At 33.3% G+C, this 15,532-nt stretch carries 12 protein-coding genes; 10 read left to right on the forward strand and 2 right to left on the reverse strand.

The window, feature by feature from the left end; translation table 11 throughout:
- The first annotated feature begins 68 nt into the window (after positions 1-68).
- The 8 genes from topA (at position 69) to HNP35_RS06580 (ending at position 11,075) form a co-directional block, all read left to right on the forward strand.
- Positions 69-2,585, forward strand: coding sequence for a type I DNA topoisomerase (topA, locus tag HNP35_RS06545; protein WP_184157655.1), 2,517 nt, complete (start codon positions 69-71; stop codon positions 2,583-2,585).
- Between the two features lie 5 nt (positions 2,586-2,590).
- Entirely contained in the window at positions 2,591-3,742 is a 1,152-nt protein-coding gene (locus HNP35_RS06550; RefSeq protein ID WP_184157654.1) for a formimidoylglutamase, read from the forward strand.
- Positions 3,743-4,004: 262 nt separating this feature from the next.
- Positions 4,005-5,411 carry a gliding motility lipoprotein GldK gene (gene gldK, locus HNP35_RS06555; protein ID WP_184157653.1) on the forward strand — a complete coding sequence of 469 codons (1,407 nt, stop codon included), beginning with the start codon at positions 4,005-4,007 and terminating at the stop codon, positions 5,409-5,411.
- 55 nt (positions 5,412-5,466) lie between these two features.
- Complete coding sequence (gene gldL / locus HNP35_RS06560; RefSeq protein WP_184157652.1) at positions 5,467-6,114, forward strand: gliding motility protein GldL; 648 nt, start codon at positions 5,467-5,469, stop codon at positions 6,112-6,114.
- Positions 6,115-6,166: 52 nt separating this feature from the next.
- Positions 6,167-7,702, forward strand: a complete 1,536-nt coding sequence (gene gldM / locus HNP35_RS06565) for a gliding motility protein GldM (RefSeq protein WP_184157651.1) — start codon at positions 6,167-6,169, stop codon at positions 7,700-7,702.
- A 44-nt stretch (positions 7,703-7,746) separates the two neighbouring features.
- Entirely contained in the window at positions 7,747-8,736 is a 990-nt protein-coding gene (gene gldN, locus HNP35_RS06570; RefSeq protein ID WP_184157650.1) for a gliding motility protein GldN, read from the forward strand.
- Between the two features lie 199 nt (positions 8,737-8,935).
- Positions 8,936-9,925: a gliding motility protein GldN gene (gene gldN / locus HNP35_RS06575; RefSeq protein ID WP_184159682.1), complete on the forward strand. Its 990-nt coding sequence runs from the start codon at positions 8,936-8,938 to the stop codon at positions 9,923-9,925.
- Between the two features lie 76 nt (positions 9,926-10,001).
- A complete protein-coding gene (locus HNP35_RS06580) occupies positions 10,002-11,075 on the forward strand; it encodes an NAD(P)/FAD-dependent oxidoreductase (protein WP_184157649.1) in 1,074 nt (357 codons plus the stop codon).
- On the opposite strand, the gene HNP35_RS06585 is transcribed toward HNP35_RS06580, so the two are convergent.
- Positions 11,056-11,439 carry a DUF983 domain-containing protein gene (locus HNP35_RS06585; protein ID WP_184157648.1) on the reverse strand — a complete coding sequence of 128 codons (384 nt, stop codon included), beginning with the start codon at positions 11,437-11,439 and terminating at the stop codon, positions 11,056-11,058. The genes HNP35_RS06580 and HNP35_RS06585 overlap by 20 nt on opposite strands.
- A 64-nt stretch (positions 11,440-11,503) precedes the next feature.
- Here HNP35_RS06585 and abc-f point away from each other — a divergent pair, with 64 nt between their 5' ends.
- Positions 11,504-13,417 (forward strand): ribosomal protection-like ABC-F family protein, encoded by a 1,914-nt coding sequence (gene abc-f / locus HNP35_RS06590; RefSeq protein ID WP_184157647.1) that lies wholly within the window; start codon positions 11,504-11,506, stop codon positions 13,415-13,417.
- A gap of 222 nt (positions 13,418-13,639) precedes the next feature.
- Here the strand turns inward: abc-f and HNP35_RS06595 are convergent, their stop codons facing one another.
- Positions 13,640-14,602 carry an App1 family protein gene (locus tag HNP35_RS06595; protein WP_184157646.1) on the reverse strand — a complete coding sequence of 321 codons (963 nt, stop codon included), beginning with the start codon at positions 14,600-14,602 and terminating at the stop codon, positions 13,640-13,642.
- 59 nt (positions 14,603-14,661) lie between these two features.
- Between HNP35_RS06595 and HNP35_RS06600 the strand changes: the two genes are divergently transcribed.
- Positions 14,662-15,531: a diacylglycerol/lipid kinase family protein gene (locus HNP35_RS06600; RefSeq protein WP_184157645.1), complete on the forward strand. Its 870-nt coding sequence runs from the start codon at positions 14,662-14,664 to the stop codon at positions 15,529-15,531.
- Position 15,532 lies beyond the last annotated feature (1 nt).

Genomic DNA, 15,532 nt, shown 5'->3' on the forward strand with positions numbered 1-15,532 from the left:
TTCAAAAATGCATTCGTAAGGTTAATATTTAAAAAAAATAAATACTTTTGTTGCAGAAAAATAGAGCAATGGCAAAGAATTTAGTAATAGTGGAGTCACCTGCAAAGGCGAAAACGATCGAGAAATTTCTTGGAAACGATTTTCAGGTGGAGTCAAGTTATGGTCACATAGCCGACTTACCATCAAAGGAAATAGGAGTAGATGTAGAAAATGGTTTTAAACCAAAATATGAAGTTTCTCCGGATAAAAAAGCCTTGGTAACGAAACTAAAATCACTTTCTAAGAATGCCGAAACGGTTTGGTTAGCATCCGATGAGGACCGCGAGGGAGAGGCTATTTCATGGCACTTGGCGGAAGAATTAAAATTAGATACAAAAAAGACCAAACGAATTGTTTTTCACGAGATTACAAAATCTGCGATTCTTAAAGCAATCGACAATCCAAGAGAAATTGATTATAATTTAGTTAATGCGCAACAGGCGAGAAGAGTATTAGATCGTCTGGTGGGTTACGAATTATCTCCTGTTTTATGGAGAAAAATCAAAGGCGGACTTTCAGCAGGTCGTGTACAATCTGTTTCTGTTCGTTTAATTGTAGAAAGAGAACGCGAAATTCAAAGTTTTAATGCAGTTGCAACGTATTCAATTGTTGCAGAATTTGTAAATGAAGCTGGAAAAGCTTTCAAAGCAAAACTGCCTAAGAACTTCAATACTAAAAAAGAAGCCGAAGATTTCTTAAATCAAAATATCGGTTCTAAATATAAGGTAGCTGATTTAGAAACTAAACCTACCAAAAAATCACCAACTGCACCTTTTACAACTTCTACACTTCAACAGGAAGCTGCAAGAAAATTGTATTTGCCAGTTGGAATTACGATGCAATTAGCGCAGCGTTTATACGAAGCGGGACTTATTACTTATATGAGAACCGATTCCGTAAATCTTTCTAAAGAAGCAATGGATGCTGCAGAAGCTGAAATTATCAAATCTTATGGAAAAGAATTCTCAAAACCGAGAGTTTTTGCTAATAAAAATAAAGGAGCACAAGAAGCGCACGAAGCAATTCGTCCGACAGATATGTCACGTCATACTGTAAATATTGACCGTGATCAAGCTCGTTTGTACGATTTGATTTGGAAAAGAACTTTGGCTTCGCAAATGAGCGATGCGCAGTTAGAAAGAACAAACGTAAAAATCGAAGCAGATAATCATAGCGAACTTTTTACTGCTTCAGGAGAAGTTTTACTTTTTGAAGGTTTCTTGAAAGTGTATTTGGAAGGTCATGATGACGACGAAGAAGAACAAGAAGGAATGCTTCCGGCATTAAAAGTAAATGAAAAATTAGCCAATAATTATATTACAGCTACAGAACGATATTCTAGACCGCCTGCACGTTATACTGAGGCTTCTTTGGTTAAGAAATTGGAAGAGCTTGGAATTGGACGTCCTTCTACTTATGCGCCAACTATTTCTACTATTATCAATAGAAATTATGTTGAAAAAGGAACTTTAGAAGGTCAAGAACGTAATTATACACAACTTACTTTGCAAAATAGTAAAGTAGGAGAGAAGCTTTTAAAAGAAAATACAGGTTCTGATAAAGGAAAATTAGTTCCAACTGATATCGGAACAATTGTTACTGATTTCTTAGTAAAGAATTTCGGAAACATTTTGGATTATAATTTTACTGCAAAAGTAGAGCAGGATTTCGATGAAATTGCCGAAGGAAATATTGACTGGGCAAAAATGATGCAGGATTTCTATAATCAGTTTCATCCAAATGTGAAAGAAGTTGAGGCAAATGCTGAGCGTGAAAGCGGAGAAAGAATTCTTGGTAAAGATGCAGATGGAAGACAGGTTTCTGTTCGTTTAGGGAAATTTGGACCAATGGCTCAAATTGGAGAAGCAGACGACGAGGATAAGAAATTTGCTAGCTTAATGGCAGATCAAAATATTGGAAATATTACGCTTGAAGAAGCTCTAAACTTATTTTTACTCCCAAAAAGTTTAGGTGAATATAAAGGAGAAGAAGTAGAAGTAAATAATGGTCGTTACGGTCCTTATGTTCGTCACGGAAGTGTATTTATTTCATTGCCAAGAGGAGAGGATCCTTTAGGTGTTTCTAAAGAAAGAGCACAAGAATTGATTGACGAAAAAGCACTTGCCGATGCGCCAATCGCTGTTTATAAAGGAGAAGCTGTTCAAAAAGGTGTGGGCCGTTTTGGTCCATTCATTAAATGGAACGGGCTTTTTGTGAATGTCAATAAGAAATATAATTTCGACAATTTATCGCAGGCTGATGTAGAAGAACTTATAGAGGAAAAACTTCAGAAAAATATTGATAAAGTACTCCATAACTGGGAAGAAGAAGGGATTGTAGTAGAAAAAGCTCGTTGGGGACGTTCTGTAATTTTAAAAGGAAAAATCAAAATTGAATTGAGTAAAGATGTTGATGCGACGCAATTAACATTGGCTCAAGTTCAAGAAATGATTGCGGCTAAGACACCAGCAAAAAAGACCACGGCTAAAAAAACAACAACAGCTAAAAAAGCTCCAGCTAAAAAAACAGCTGCTAAAAAGAAATAATATAGATGGAATTTGATTTTCTAGAACCAGTTAATGATGTAGTTGTAAAATTCGTCGGAGGACTGTCTTCTCAAGAGCTTGGAAGTAAAGTTGTTTTTCATACGCAAGAACAATTTCCAGATATAGAACAAATTAATATTGCTATAATTGGTGTTTTAGAAGATCGAACAAACATCAATATGATTAATGAAGTTAATCTTACTGCTGTTCGTAAAAAATTATACAGTATGTTTCCAGGTAATTGGGATGCTTCAATTGCAGACCTTGGAGATATACTAGCTGGTGATTCTGTTGAAGATACTTACTTTGCATTAAAGAAGGTAACAGCATCTTTAATTAAGAATAAAGTCATTCCTATAGTTCTGGGAGGTTCTCAGGATTTAACATATGCTTTGTATCGTGCCTACGATGATTTAGAGCAAATGGTAAATTTGGTTGCTGTCGATAATAAATTTGATTTTGGTAAGGAAAATGAGTCAGTTTCGGCTAATTCTTACTTGACTAAAATTATTATTGATGAGCCAAATAATCTCTTCAATTACTGTAATATAGGATATCAGACCTATTATAATTCTCAAGAAGAAATAGATCTAATCGAAAAATTATTTTTTGACGCTTATCGATTAGGCGAAATTTCGAACAAGATTACTTTGGCTGAGCCAGTTTTTAGAGATGCAGATTTGGTTAGTATTGATTTGAATTCTGTAAAATCTTCAGCTTCTGGAAATACGGTTACATTTGAGCCAAACGGATTTAATGGTAAAGAAATTTGTGCTTTAGCTAGATACGCTGGTATTAGTGATAAAGTATCTTCTTTTGGAGTTTTTAATCATAATAGTACAATGGCGGAATCTGTAATTATTTCGCAGATTGTATGGTATTTTATTGAAGGTTTTCACTACCGTTCTAAAGAATATCCTTTCGGAAGTCGTGCTAATTATTTGAAGTATATAGTGCCGCTTGAAGATGAAGAACTTATATTTTATAAAAGCGACAAAACAGATCGTTGGTGGATCGAAATTCCATTTGAATCAAACGGTAGCAATAAATTAAAAAGAAATACGTTATTACCGTGTTCTTACGATGAATATTTAGCTGCTTGCAATCAAGAATTGCCAGAAAGATGGTGGAAAGCACAGCGTAAAAATGCTTTGTAGTTTGAAAAACTAAGGTAAATCTTAATTTTTTAAAAACTAAGAAAAATAGTTAAATTGAATTAGTGAGAAAATTATTACATATGATAAAAATTAACGTTTTACATCGATTTTTTGACACAGTTTATCGATAAAATATTTTTTTTTTATTTTATTTAACATTATTTTTGAACGGTAAAATAAATTTCGCAAGTAGTATTGTTTTTTAGATAAATAATAAATACGTTTACGGACTTTTAATAATGAATAGATAATCCAAATTTATATGAAGAAGTTTATTGCATTTGCAGCAATGTTAACACTGGTAATTGGCTGTGGTAAGTCAGGTGACAAAGGTGAATTAGTTGGTGTTACAGGAGGGAAATGGCATCCTGAAAAACCTTATGGGATGACTTTGGTTCCGGGTGGATCTTTTATTATGGGTAAATCAGATGCAGATTTAGCTAATGTGGAAGATGCTCCAACTAAGACTGTAACTGTTCGTTCATTTTATATGGATGAAACTGAAATTACAAATAGTGAGTATCGTCAATTTGTAGAATGGGTAAAAGATTCTACAATGAGAGTTCGTTTAGCAATCTTAGCAGATGAAACTGGACAAAAAAGTACAGGAGATAAAGGTAAAAAAGGCGGAAGTATTGCTGATTATGCTTTTAATGATTCTGATCCAGAAAAAATGACAGCTTATGATAAATATATGTACGACAACTATTACAGTGTTGGTACAAAAGATGATCCGTATGCTGGAAGAAAATTAAACAAAAAAGTAAAATTAATTAAAGATACTAAAGCATACCCAGATGAGTATTACACTGAAGTAATGGATTCTATGTATTTGCCAATTGAAGAATCTTACAATGGATTAAGAACAATTGATGTAAATAAATTGAAATTCCGTTATTCTTGGATGGATATTCAAGCTGCTGCAAAAGCTAAAGTTGGAAAAAGAAGTGACTTCGTAAAAACAGAGCAGGTAAATGTATATCCTGATACTGCAGTTTGGATTAAAGATTTTGCTTATTCATATAATGAACCAATGCATAATGATTATTTCTGGCACAAAGCTTATGGTGAATATCCTGTAGTTGGTGTGACTTGGAAACAAGCTAAAGCATTCTGTGCTTGGAGAACTTTAAACAAAAACAGTTATATCAAATCTAAGAAAAAAGGTCGTGACTTAGTAAATGCTTTCAGATTACCAACTGAGGCAGAGTGGGAGTATGCGGCAAGAGGTGGTCTAGAATCTGCAACTTACCCTTGGGGAGGTCCTTATACTAAAAGTGATAGAGGTTGTTTCTTAGCAAACTTCAAACCAAGTAGAGGAGATTATGCGGCTGACGAAGCTTTATATACTGTTGAAGCAAAATCATATGAAGTAAACGGTTACGGATTATATAACATGGCAGGAAACGTTTCAGAGTGGACAGATTCAGCTTACAATCCAAACGCTTACGAATATGTTTCAACTATGAATCCAAACGTAATTGATGGTAAAAATCAAAGAAAAGTGGTTCGTGGAGGTTCTTGGAAAGACGTTGCTTATTTCCTACAGGTAAGTACTCGTGATCACGAATACGCTGATTCAGCTAGAAGTTATATCGGTTTCAGAACTGTACAAGATTACATGGGAACTCAAGTAACAGGTAACGGAAACGGAAGCAAAAGAAAGTAATTTTATAATTTTATCAATATCCAACAAATCTATTTAAAACCTAAAAAAAAGTATTATGGCATTATTAAGTAAAAAAGCAATGAATTTCGCTTATGGTATGGGAGCGGCAGTGGTAATTATTGGAGCTTTATTCAAAATTACTCACTTTGAACTTGGACCTTTAACAGGAACAGTTATGCTTTCAATTGGATTGGTTACTGAGGCATTAATTTTTGCTCTTTCTGCTTTCGAACCAGTTGAAGACGAATTAGATTGGACTTTAGTTTACCCAGAATTAGCTAACGGACAAGCTAGAAAGAAAGAAGCTAAAGCTGAAACTCCAACTGACGCTCAAGGATTATTATCTCAAAAATTAGATTCATTATTAAAAGAAGCTAAAATTGACGGTGAATTAATGTCAAGTTTAGGAAATAGTATTAAAAACTTCGAATCTGCTGCTAAAGGAATTGCTCCAACTGTAGATTCAATTGCAGGACAAAAGAAATATTCTGAAGAATTATCTGTTGCTGCAGCTCAAATGGAATCATTAAATAGTTTATATAAAGTACAGTTAGAAAGCGCTTCTAGAAACGCTGAAGCTAACAAAGAAATCGCTGAAAATGCTTCTAAATTAAAAGAGCAAATGGCGTCTATGACTGCAAACATTGCTTCTTTAAACAGCGTTTATGGTGGTATGCTTTCTGCAATGAGTAACAAAGGATAATTAGTTTTTAACTAAATATTAAATTTATTAATAAAGAACTAATTAGAAAAAAATGGCAGGAGGAAAATTAACCCCTAGACAGAAGATGATTAACCTGATGTATCTGGTTTTCATCGCGATGTTAGCAATGAACGTATCAAAAGAAGTTATTTCGGCTTTTGGTTTGATGAATGAAAAATTCGAAGCAGCAAACACTTCTTCAGTTACTACAAATGCAAAATTGTTAGAAACTTTAAATTTAAAAGCTTCTGAATCTAAAGGAGAATTTGCTGAAGCTTCAGTAATTGCTCATAAAGTTCAGACTATTTCTAAAGATTTTTACACTTATATAGCAGGTTTGAAATCTCAAGCTATTGAAGGTTTCGAAGTTGATAGTGAAACAGGAAAATTACCTTACGAGTCTATGGACAGAGGTGATAATATAGATGATTGGTTCACAGGAGATGGTTATACTGCAAAAGGTAATGAGATTATAGCTAAAATTGAAAAGTATAAAGCGGATATGAAAGCTGCTTTAGGTTCAAAATATGCTGATATATCAAATGAAGTAGCTAAGAAATTTGATGTTTCTGATGTGAAAAATAAAGAAGGTATTAAAGAAAAATACTTAGCATACCACTTTAAAGGTTTTCCTGCAATCGCGACAGCTGCAAAACTTTCAACATGGCAAAATGATGTTCAAAAAATTGAGGCTGACGTGTACAACCGTGCTTTAGGAAAAGCTGCTGTAGATGAAGCTTCTTATAGCAAATTTGAAGCTATTGTAGTTTTAGATAAAAATGCTTACTTCCAAGGAGAAAAAGTTACTGGTAAAGTAGTTTTAGGTAAATATGATCCTAATGCACAATTCAGTGGATTTGAAGGTCCTGGTAAATTAGTAAATGGTCAGGCTGTATTAGAAATGACTGCTGGTGGAGTTGGAGAGCAAAAAATTGGAGGTTCATTTAACTTTATGGAAAATGGTAAACCAATTAAATTGCCTTTCAATGGTACTTACGTTGTAGTTCCAAGACCAAACTCTGCTACAATCTCTGCTGATAAAATGAATGTTGTGTATAGAGGTGTTGTTAACCCAATCTCTGTATCTTTTGCTGGTGTTGCTGATAACAAAGTTGTTGCTAGCGCTCCAGGATTATCTTCAGCTGGAAAACCAGGAAAATATAACATGAGCCCAGGTCAAGGTACTGAAGCTACAATTTCTGTAACTGGGACATTGCCAAACGGTGATAAAGTATCAGACAAGAAAACATTTAGAATTAAAGGTATTCCTGGTCCAACAGGAACAATCAGAGGAGAAATGGGAGTTGTTAAAGGTCCTAAATCTAACTTAGAGATTGCTACTATTGGAGCTAAATTACTTGATTTCGATTTTGAAGTTGGTTTAGATGTTGTTGGATTCAATATGAAAATTGCTGGACAGCCTACAGTTGTTGTTACAGGAAATAAAATGAATGCACAATGTAAACAAGTACTTTCAAGAGCAGGTAAAGGAGACCAAGTTACTATTTCTGAAATTAAAACTAAACTTGTTGGAGCTGGTAGTTACTTATTGCCAAGAACTGCTCCAGTAATTTACGAAATACAATAATAAAGTAGTGAAAGCTACATTCAATATCTTATAATGATACCACGATGAAAGTAAGAAATTTTTTAATAGCTATTGTTTCTATCGCTGGAGGTTTTGCTTCTAATGCGCAATCTAATTTGCTTAACGCTAAAACTCCTGCTCAGATCGGACTTAAAACTCCTGCTCAATTAATATCTGATAATGATAAGCCTTTGGCTTACGGTTATGTGGATGATAGAGATATTTTGATGGGAAAAACTACATGGGAAATCATTGATTTAAATGAGAAAATCAACTTTCCATTATATTTTCCGGTAGATACAGCTAATATTGGTGCTAACAGACGTTCTTTATACGACGTTTTGACTAAAGCTATTAAAGGTGGAAAAATAACTGAAGTGTATACAGATAGTTATTTCAATACTAAAAAATCTATGAAAGACATCGAAGGATCATTATCTCGTATTGATACGACAGATGCTGGTAGAGAGTTGATTAATCAATATCCAGATGATTACAAATCACGTGTTGTGAAGAAAAAAGTAGTTACTGGAACTGGAAAAAACAAAAAAGTAAATTATGTTGAAGAAACAGTTGGACCATCTAGAACGGTTCCTGCTGAATATATCTTAAAACAAGATTTAACTGCTGCAGATGTTACTCAGTATAAAATTAAAGGGTACTGGTATTTTGACAAACGTCAGAGTGAATTGAAATATCGTTTGCTTGGAATTTGTCCAGTTACTCCAGACGTTTATACGATGAATAGTGATGAAAAGGATTATATTGAATTATTTTGGGTTTTCTTCCCAAATGCCAGAGAAGCATTGCATGAGGCAAAAGCTTTCAATGACAACAATTCAGCTCTTCCAATTTCATTCGATCAGATTTTGAATTCTAGACGCTTTAATGCTGTTGTTTACAAAGAGGAAAACCTTTATGGAGATAGAGCGATTAGCGATTATATGAAAGACAATGCACAAAATCAATTGTTAGAATCTGAAAGAGTAAAAGAAAAAATTCGCAATTTCGAACAAGATATGTGGAACTACTAAGTTGATACATAGCATCATAATTAAAAAACTCTTACTACATTTGTAGTAAGAGTTTTTTTTTTGCATGTAAAAAATATCTCCATTTTAAATTGATATTATTTATTGATTTGGTCTATTTGTATATTTTTTAAATTATGTAAGAAAAAAATCACAATATAATTTAGAAAATTACGTTTAACTTCTTGTAATATGTATCATGATGAAAGTAAGAGATTTTTTAATAGCTATTGTTTCTGTTGCGGGATGTTTTAATTCTCAAGCACAATCTAATTTATTAAATGCAAAAACTGCTGATCAGATTGGAATAAAGACGGCGGCGCAAATGATATCGGATAATGATAAACCATTGGCATATGGTTATGTAAACGATAGAGATATTTTAATGGGGAAGACAACTTGGGAGATTATTGATTTGAATGAAAAGATCAATTTTCCGTTGTATTTTCCAGTAGATACTGCGAATATTGGCCCGGATAGACGTTCGCTTTATGATGTTTTGACGAAAGCAATAAAAGATGGTAAGATTACGGAAGTTTACACGGATAGTTATTTCAATACTAAAAAATCTTTAAAAGATATTCAAGGTGCATTATCTCGTGTGGATACGACAGATGCTGGTAGGGAATTGATTAACCAATATCCAGATGACTACAGATCGCGAGTGGTTAAGAAAAAAGTAGTTACTGGAAAAGGAAAAAACAAAAGTGTTTCTTATGTCGAAGAAACGGTCGGGCCTACAAGAACAGTTCCTGCTGAATATATTTTGAAACAGGATTTAACTGCAGCAGATGTTAGCCAATATAAGATTAAAGGGTTTTGGTATTTTGACAAACGTGAAAGTGAATTGAAATATCGTTTACTTGGAATTTGCCCTGTCACTCCAGATGTCTATACGATGAATAGCGACGAGAAAGATTACATTGAGCTTTTCTGGGTTTTCTTTCCTAATGCGCGAGATGTTCTGCATGAAGCAAAGGCTTTTAATGATCAAAATTCTGCCCTTCCTATTTCATTCGATCAGATATTAAATTCAAGAAGATTTAATAGCGTCATATACAAAGAAGAAAATGTATACGGAGATCGAGAAATCAAAGATTATATTCGTGATGATGCTCAAAGTCAATTGCTCGAATCTGAAAGGGTAAAAGAGAAGATTCGTAATTTTGAACAAGATATGTGGAATTACTAAGATTCTGACTTAATTATAAACAAAACTCTTGCTACCTTTGTAGTGAGAGTTTTCTATTTTATTTATACACTGCAAAATGCTTGATTATTTAATCGTTGGGTCTGGATTGGCTGGAATTTCTTTTGCCGAAGTTGCCCTTAAAAACAATAAAACTATTTTACTTATAGACGATAAATCTCAGAATTCTTCGAGAATTGCTGGCGGATTATACAATCCAGTGATTTTAAAGCGTTTTAGCGAAGTTTGGAATGCTAGGGAGCATTTGGTTTTAATGAATGAGTTCTATGATCAAGTTGAGGATAAATTAAAGGAGAAATTCAATTATAAAATGCCGATTCTTCGAAAGTTTTTTTCAATCGAAGAACAAAATAACTGGTTTGCCGCTTCTGATAAAGTAAATTTAGCTCCTTTTTTATCAACTAAATTAATTACTAAAAAGTATCAAAGTATTGATTCCCCAAATGATTATGGAGAAGTTTTACATACAGGTTATGTTAAAACTAGACAGTTATTAGAAAGTTACAATACCTATTTAAAAGAGAATAACTTGCTGCTAGAAGAATCTTTTCACAGTTCTTTTTTAGATATTCTTGAGTCGGGAATTCAATACAAAAATATTAAAGCTCGCCATATCATATTTGCGGAAGGTTTTGGGTTGCACAAAAATCCATATTTTAATTATCTTCCTTTGGATGGCACGAAAGGAGAATTGTTTTTAATAAAAGCACCCGATTTGAAACTGGATGTAATTGTTAATACCAGTGTTTTTATTCTTCCAGTAGGTGGTAGTTTATTTAAAGTTGGTGCGACTTACAATTGGCATGATAAAACAGATCTTCCTACAGAGGAAGGAAAACAAGAGCTTGTAGACCGTATTAAAGAAATCATTAACTGCGATTTTGAAATTATAAAACATTTTGCAGGTGTAAGACCAACAGTTGCAGATAGAAGGCCTTTAGTTGGTACGCACGAAGCGTATAATAGTATTCATATTCTTAACGGATTAGGAACACGAGGTGTAATGCTTGGCCCAGCATTGGCAAAAATGCTATATGATAATATTGAAAATGGAGCACCTATAGATCGTGAAGCCGATATTAAGAGATTTCACAAAAGGTATTTAAAAAGTCTTACTCCCGACCGGCCATAGGATCATAAGAAACAAACATATTTATATACAAGTTTCTTGATAGACGCAATACAAATGGAAATAAAACTACGAGCGTTAAAATAATTGCTAAAAATGATTGTTCGATAGTAGCTCCGAAAAATACAAAAGAAACAATAAAAGCTGCAATTCCGACTGCAACATTCAATGCGTAGCTAACATACATGGCACCATAAAAAAACGAAGGTTCAATTTGGTATTTGAATCCGCAATGACTGCAATTTTCGTTCATTTTGAGAACTTTACCCAAATGAAGCGGATTTTTGTCCTCATACATGCTTTCTTTTTGGCATTTTGGACAACTTCCTGTTAAAATACTATTTAGTTTCGATCCTTTTTTTAACATTTGCAAAAATTTTATCAAAGGTACATTTTTACGCCTTTATTTCTTGTAACAACAGTCACAAATTATGCTTAATATACACAATCTTTCGGTTTCTTTTGGAGGAACATATTTATTTGAAGAAGTTACTTTTCGTTTAGGAGCTGGAGACCGAGTTGGTCTTGTGGGCAAAAACGGCGCAGGTAAATCTACAATGCTAAAAATGTTGGCTGGAGATTTTAAACCAGATTCAGGAGTTATTTCTCAAGAGAAAGATATCAAAATGGGATTCTTACGTCAGGATATTGATTTTGAACAAGGAAGAACCGTTTTAGAAGAAGCTTATGAAGCTTTTACTGAGATCAAAGTTGTAGAAAAAAAATTAGAAGAAATCAATCATCAATTGGTTACCAGAACCGATTATGAAAGTGAAGAATATGCAAAAATCATTGAAGATCTTTCTGATTACACGCATCGTTTTGAACTTTTAGGAGGTTACAATTATGTGGGAGATACCGAAAAAATTCTTTTAGGATTAGGTTTCAAAAGAGAGGTTTTCAATAATCAAACAGAAACATTTTCTGGAGGTTGGAGAATGCGTATCGAGCTTGCAAAACTTTTATTGCAATCTAATGATGTATTGCTTCTGGATGAGCCAACGAACCACTTAGATATTGAAAGTATTATTTGGTTAGAAAACTTTCTTAGAAATTATCCTGGAGTTGTGGTAATCGTATCGCACGATAAGATGTTTTTAGATAATGTTACCAATAGAACAATCGAAATTTCTTTAGGAAAGGCATACGACTTTAATAAGCCATATTCTCAATATTTAGAATTGCGTCATGAAATTCGTGAGAAGCAGTTGGCAACTCAAAAAAATCAGCAGAAAAAGATTGAGGAAACAGAAAAATTAATCGAGAAATTCCGTGCGAAAGCTTCGAAGGCTTCGATGGCACAATCGTTAATTAAAAAATTAGATAAAGTAGAAAGAATCGAAGTTGACGAAGACGACAATTCGGTTATGAATATTTCTTTTCCTGTTTCAAAAGAACCTGGAAAAGTAGTAATCGAAGCAGAAAACGTAACAAAAGCTTACGGAGACAAAACGATTTTAAAAGATATTAGTTTATTGGTTGAAAGAGGAAGTAAAATTGCTTTTGTTGGACAAAACGGACAAGGAAAATCTACTTTCATAAAAGCTTTAGTTAATGAATTCGAATATCAAGGAAATATAAAATTAGGACATAATGTACAGTTAGGATATTTTGCTCAGAATCAGGCAGAATATTTAGATGGTGAAATTACGTTGCTTCAAACAATGGAAGATGCAGCAACCGACACCAATCGTATGAAAGTACGTGATATGTTAGGTTCTTTCTTATTCCGTGGTGATGATGTAGAGAAAAAAGTAAAAGTACTTTCTGGAGGAGAACGAAACCGTTTGGCGCTTTGTAAACTGTTATTACAGCCTATAAATGTATTATTGATGGATGAGCCGACGAACCACTTAGATATTAAATCTAAGAACGTTTTAAAGGCCGCACTTCAAAAATTTGGTGGAACTCTTTTGTTAGTTTCTCACGACAGGGATTTCCTTCAAGGAATGTCGAATATCGTTTACGAATTTAAAGATCAAAAAATCAAAGAATATTTAGGTGATATTAATTTCTTTTTGGAACAGCGTAATCTTGAAAATATGCGTGAAGTTGAAAAGAAGGATGTTGTAAAAGCGGCTGCACCAAAAGAAAATACTAAAACATCTTACGAAGATCAGAAAAAAGGAAAAGCACTTCAAAACAGGTTAAGTAAAATTGAAAGTCAAATTCAGCAGTTAGAAAAACAAATTCAGCATGATGATAAAATGTTGGAAACTAACTACGACAAACATATCGAAGACGCTTCATTCTTTACTGCTTACAACAAAAAGAAATCCGACTTAGATCAATTACTAATTGATTGGGAAGTTGTGCAGGAAGAGATTGATAACTTTAATGCGTAATTTTTTTGTTTCAAGTTTCAAGTTTTGTTGGGACGAATAGTTTTTAACGCAAAGTTCGCTAAGGCTATTTTTTACTAAGTGATATACATTGAGAATATTTAAGTTCGCAAAGCTTTATCGATAAAGCTTTGCGAACTTTGTGTTTTTCTTGAAGCCCCTCAGATCAAAAATCTTAGCGAACTTTGCGTCAAAATATTCACTCAGTTCGAAACCTGAAACAAACTACTTAATAATCCCAATAGATTTAGAATGTTCAATCGCTTTGCTGCTATCTTTAAAATAGCAAACGGAAACATTTAAGCTTTCTAAATTTTTTAAAATCGTTGCAACTTCTTTCTTCTGAGATTTACCAGTTTGTCTAATGTAAACTGCAATTACAGTAACAGGAAATATTTTGCAGATTCGCTCATATAAAATTGGATCATGCTGTGAATCATCGCCCATTAAAACATATTTCAGCGTAGGATAAAATTCGACAACATGTTTTATTTTTTCAAATTTATGATCGTGATTTCCTCTTCCGCTCATAAAAAAATCGGTAATTCCTCTTTTAATATCTTTTAGCAAAAAAACTGCTTTAGGTAGTTTGTTTATTTTAGTGAATTTTGCAATAAATCTATACAAGTTCCATTCACTGCTTGAGATGTAGAAAAAAGCGTTTACTTCTTCTGTATTTTGACGTCCAGCCGAACTTAATGCTTGATAATGAGAAACAACGTCTTTGAATACTTTTCGGTCATTTACATTTCTAAACAATAAAATATAAAGTTTACGGAAAAAGTTATTGGTGTGCGAAATCAAAAAGGTATCGTCAATATCCGATATAATTCCGAGATTTCCTTTGTGAGGTCTAATAAAACTGCCTTTGCAAATTGTAGTTTCATTGTTGTATTTCAAGCTCACTTCGTACGGCATCCAACCAAAATGAGTTTCTTTTTCTAACGGAATGCAGAAATTGAAGTAACCATCGTCTAAAGTTTTGGTATGAATAATTTCGTCATTATAATGTAGATAAACATCAAAATTTTTAATGGTTTTTATTCTGAACAATTTTAGAATTGAGGTAGCATTTTTTAGGTTTTTCCTCTGAAAATCATAATTATTTTCTCTTTTTAAAACGTGTCCCATTACAATTAATTCTTGTTCATTAGCATAACCTCGATATAATTGTAGAATTGGTTTCATTTACGTATATTTATGTATACTGTAATTTACTCAATTTAATTGGTTTTAAAAATAAAATTTTGAAAAAGAATATCCTATTTGTAGTCAATCCGATATCGGGTGACCTTGATAAATCCGATTTAATTGGAGCTGTCGAAGAGTTTGCAATCACAAATCATTTTGAACTTGAAGTTTATGAAACGACTGGCAAAAATGATATTAAAAATATACAGACGCGTTATGATGAATTCCAACCAGAGAGAATTATTGTCGCTGGCGGAGACGGAACCATTAAAATGGTTGCTGAAGCGATGGAAGAACACGATATTATTATCGGGATTTTGCCAGCGGGTTCGGCAAACGGACTTTCGGTAGATTTAAATCTTCCCGATGGAATTGAACAGAATCTAAAAATTGCCTTTCTAAATCATTATATCGAAATGGATATGATTTGTATCAACGGCAAAAAAAGCATTCATTTGAGCGATCTGGGACTGAATGCCAATTTGGTTAAAAATTATGAGCAAAGTGACGTTAGAGGTTTTTGGGGATATGCATTGCAAGCCTTTACAACTCTAAAAGAATCAGAAGAACCTTTTGTTGCAACTATTTCTGCTAATAATGAAATTGTTGAGCATACAGCAAGAATGATTGTTATTGCCAATTCGCAGAAGTATGGAACTGGCGTTATCATAAATCCGAATGGCGCTATGAACGATGGAAAGTTTGAATTGGTGATTTTAAAAAGCCTTGATTTATTATTAATCGGGAAAATTATTACTGGAAATATGCCAATTGATTCAGACGATATTATCATTATTTCGACAGACAAAGCAGAAATAAAAACCGATTATCCTGTAAATTTTCAAATCGATGGTGAATATTGCGGAGCACAGAAATCTCTAGAAATTCATATTTTGCACAAGCAAATGAAAATCGCTGTTCCTTAAT

Source organism: Flavobacterium notoginsengisoli (assembly GCF_014207905.1).
Classification (GTDB): Bacteria; Bacteroidota; Bacteroidia; order Flavobacteriales; family Flavobacteriaceae; genus Flavobacterium; species Flavobacterium notoginsengisoli_A.